The following is a 200-nucleotide window of genomic DNA, read 5'->3' on the forward strand; positions in this document are numbered from 1 at the left end:
TACCATCGGCGCTGAGAAGCTTAACTTCCGTGTTCGGTATGGGAACGGGTGTGACCTTCTCGCCTTAATTACCAGACTATAAAATTAGAGAGATCGTTCTCTCAAAACTAGATAATGTAGAAGAAATATTGTAAAACGAGTTACGCCTATAAACTATGGTTAAGTCCTCGATCGATTAGTATCAGTCAGCTCCACATGTC

Annotated in this window: 1 rRNA gene; it reads right to left on the reverse strand. The window is 41.0% G+C overall.

The annotated features are described in order from the left end of the window. A 5S ribosomal RNA gene (gene rrf, locus M3226_RS32105) occupies positions 1–76 on the reverse strand; the annotation flags it as partial. Between the last annotated feature and the right edge of the window lie 124 nt (positions 77–200).

Source organism: Neobacillus cucumis, assembly GCF_023715505.1.